Annotated in this window: 3 protein-coding genes; 2 read left to right on the top strand and 1 reads right to left on the bottom strand. The window is 58.2% G+C overall.

The features are described from left to right. Positions 1-33: 33 nt before the first annotated feature. A complete protein-coding gene (locus tag KYK14_RS21680; RefSeq protein ID WP_219161740.1) occupies positions 34-1,125 on the bottom strand; it encodes a glycoside hydrolase family 43 protein in 1,092 nt (363 codons plus the stop codon). 252 nt (positions 1,126-1,377) lie between these two features. On the opposite strand from KYK14_RS21680, the gene KYK14_RS21675 reads away from it, so the two are divergent. Together KYK14_RS21675 and KYK14_RS21670 are read left to right on the top strand one after the other, a co-directional pair. Next, positions 1,378-2,448 (top strand): glycoside hydrolase family 43 protein, encoded by a 1,071-nt coding sequence (locus tag KYK14_RS21675; protein WP_219161741.1) that lies wholly within the window; start codon positions 1,378-1,380, stop codon positions 2,446-2,448. A gap of 141 nt (positions 2,449-2,589) precedes the next feature. Further along, positions 2,590-3,612 carry a LacI family DNA-binding transcriptional regulator gene (locus KYK14_RS21670; protein ID WP_208305951.1) on the top strand — a complete coding sequence of 341 codons (1,023 nt, stop codon included), beginning with the start codon at positions 2,590-2,592 and terminating at the stop codon, positions 3,610-3,612. Positions 3,613-3,631: the final 19 nt, after the last annotated feature.

The raw sequence follows: 3,631 nt of genomic DNA, 5'->3' as shown, positions 1-3,631 counted from the left end.
TTTCTCACTGCGTTCGAAATGACAATCCCTACCCTACCGGCCAGCGGGCCAGCGCAAGGGCGTTTGCAACGAAACCGGCACGCCGAAATCGGGCGAGCCATCGGGGCGCCAGGTGAAGGGCTGCATACGGGAACCACGACCTTCACATTTGCCATCGGCCTGTGCTTTGGCGTGGTACACTAGCCAGTCCCGACCGTCGGGCGATTTGGCAAAGCCATTGTGCCCGGTGCCCCACACGTGGTTTTCGGGCGAGGGTTTGAACACCGGCTGCGGCGCCTTGGTCCACGACTCGGTCTGGAGTGGGTCTTGGCCTTTGGCGGCGGTCAGCATGCCCAGCGAGTAGTTGTCGTCCCAGCAGGCGCTGGCCGAGTACACAATAAACAACTGACCTTTTTTGCCCTGCAAGAACTCCGGTCCTTCCAGAATCTGCCTACCCCCGCCTTTTTCCCACGCGTGGGTAGGACGGGCGATGATGGCTTCTTTGTTTTGATCAATCGTCCAGGGGTTTTGCAGAGGCGCAATGCAGAGCACGCTCTGCGGCCCCACGTAGGCCGAGTAGAGAAAATACTGCTTGCCGCCGTGTTCGAACACCGAGCCATCGAGGCCAGTATACTTCGTGTTCACTTTGCCTTTGTCTACCCATTGACCCTGGGTAGGGTCGGCCGAGGCATTTTCCAGCACAAACACGTAGCGGTGGTCATCGTCGGGGTGGGCTTTGTCGGCGGCGGTGTAGTAGAGGTACCACTTGCCCTGGAGGTAATGCAGCTCTGGCGCCCATATCTGGGTGGAGTTAGGACCGGTGGCTGGTGGCATCCAGACCGTAACGGGCTGCGCTTTCCCTACCTCGCTTAGCTGCTGGGTTTTCCAGAGTGCGATGCGGTTGCCGAGCGTATTGGTGTAATAGTAGTACCCATTGCGTTGCGCTACCCACGGATCGGGGCCATTGGTTTGCAATGGGTTCGTGAACGTTTGTTGGGCCCACGCTTTTGCTGGCAACAACACTGCTAGCAGGCTCAGAGCTACCCCATACCGCAGTGCCTGCCATACATGCCGGGCAACCGGCTTGCTGGGTTGGCCATGATGATGGGACAGGCTAGTGGAAGATTGAACTGTGCTATATTTCATGCAAACGTTTGTCTGAAAACCCAAGAACAATAGCGTATCGGAACAACAAGTTGACTGTTTATAGAAACTGTCTGATGAGATTTTGCATTACATTACTACCCGTGCTAATCAGGATGCATATTTCTATTTGTGGAGTCCTATCCAGATAAGAATCTGCAAGCTAATCGACTTTACCCAATGATGCAAACGTTTGCATATCCGGTGAAAAATGCGCCTATTTGCTGAGAGTATCTACATCACTTCTTGCCTTTTATGCTTTCTCGTCGTCATTTTCTGCAACAGTCAGCTGCTGGCTTGGTTGCGCTGGCCCTTGCTCACCAACAGGTTATGGGTGCGGCTCGCACGTATACCAACCCCGTCTACTCTGGCTCTTTCCCCGACCCTTTTGTGCTACGCCACGGCAAGCGCTATTATGCTTTTGGTACCACTGGCCAAAGCCGCACGAGTGATGGCCGTATTTTCTCGCTGCTTACTTCTGAAAATCTAATTGATTGGCAGCCAACGGGTGGTGCCCTTCTCCCCCCGCCCGAGGCCGAAGGCGCAGACTTCTGGGCGCCGGAAGTGGTAGAGCATGCGGGCACTTTTTATATGTACTACTCCAAAGGCGGCGGGGCCATTGCTTCCTCCGTGGGTCACCGCCTCTACGTGGCCACCAGCCAGAAGCCCGAAGGCCCCTACCAGCAGGTGGCCATGCTGGACGTGCCTGAGAGCAAGTTCACCATTGACGCCCACGCTTTCCGCGACACCGATGGGCAATGGTACCTGTTCTACGCCCGCGACTTCACGGACACCGACAATGGCTACCGCCCCGGCACCGGCCTGGCCGTAGACCGCCTCGTGGGCATGACCAAGCTGGCCGGCGAAAGCCGCACCGTGATGCGCGCCCGCCACGACTGGACTGTGTTCGAGAAAAATCGCACCATGCCGCTCTACGACAACCGCACCTTTGCGGAGTGGCACACGCTGGAAGGCCCCTTCGTGCGTCGGCACAAGGGCAAATATTACTGCTTCTACAGCGGTGCCAATTTCCTAACTGACCGCTACGGCGTGGACTACTGCGTGGCCGATACCATCATGGGACCTTACCAGGATACCGGCTCCGACAAGGGTGCCCGCGTGCTCCACTCCATTCCGGGCAAAGTGCGCGGCCCCGGCCACCACTCGCACACCATGAGCCCCAATGGCAGAACCGAGTACCTAGTGTACCACGCCTGGAACGAAGGCATGACCGAACGACAACTGTGTATCGACAAGTTGCTTTGGACCGATCAGGGCCCACGCTGCCAGGGCCCTACCTACACGCCCCAGCCAGCACCTCGGTAGCAGTATCTGCCGTGTTGTTGGCGATGATGTGCGCCCGTAACTGAGCCAGCAGCGCATCCATTCGCAGGTTTTTATTCGTGAGATTGCGCAACAATTTGCGCAACTTTGCGACAACCGTTGTGCTTCTTTACCCTCCCTCCCTTGGCCCGCACGAAAGCCTCCATTACCGACCTAGCGCAGCAGTTGGGCATCTCCGTTTCCACTGTTTCGCGGGCGCTCAGCAACCACCCCAGCATCAGCGACGCCACCAAGCAGCGTGTCTGGAAGCTGGCGAAAGAGCTGCATTACCAGCCCAACCACCTAGCCGCTGGCCTGCGCAAAGGCCGCAGCAAGTTACTGGGCGTGATTGTGCCACACATTGATGGCCACTTCTTTACGCTGGTGGTGAAGGGCATAGAAACGGTGGCTACCAAGGCCGGTTTCAACGTGCTCATCTGCCAGTCGAACGAAGATGTGGCCCATGAGCGCCAGAACATCGAAACCCTGCTGGGGGCGCAGGTAGAAGGTATTTTGGTGTCGTTATCGCGCACCACGCGCGACTTCCGGCACTTCGAGAAGGTGCAGCGGCAGCAGATTCCGCTGGTATTTTTTGATCGTGTGCTGGATGGGCTGGATGTGAGTGCCGTGGTACTCGATGACCGCGCCGGCGGCTACCAGTCCACCAAGCACCTCATCCAGCAAGGGTACCGTCGTATTGCGCACTTCGGCGGCCCGCAGCACCTCAATATTTACAAAGACCGGCGCCAGGGCTACCTCGATGCCCTGCGGGAGCACGACCTGCCCGTGGAGGAAGACCTAATCCACATCGGCAACATGAAAATGGAAGATGGCGCAGCTGGCATTGCGCACCTGCTCGCCCTACCCAACCCACCCGACGCCGTGTTTTCGGCCAGCGACTTTGCGGCTGTGGGTGCCTTGCAAGCGCTCAAGCAGCGTGGCCTGCGCGTGCCCCAGGACATGGCCCTGGCCGGTTTCAGCAACGAAACCTTCACGTCTCTCACTGAACCCATGCTCACCACCATCGACCAGCGCTGCGAGCAGATGGGCCAGGCCGCCGTGCGCCTGTTTCTGGAGATTCTGGCCGAGCCCTCCGGCGACTTCTCGCCCCGCCGCGTAGTGCTCCGCCCTGATTTGCTGGTGCGCGATTCTTCACAAGCGGTATAGGAACGGTGTAGAGACGCAT

The sequence above is a fragment of the Hymenobacter profundi genome, assembly GCF_019334315.1.
Lineage (GTDB): Bacteria > Bacteroidota > Bacteroidia > Cytophagales > Hymenobacteraceae > Hymenobacter > Hymenobacter profundi.
The sequence above is the reverse complement of the archived record's forward strand: the minus strand, read 5'-3'. Positions and strand labels throughout refer to the sequence as shown.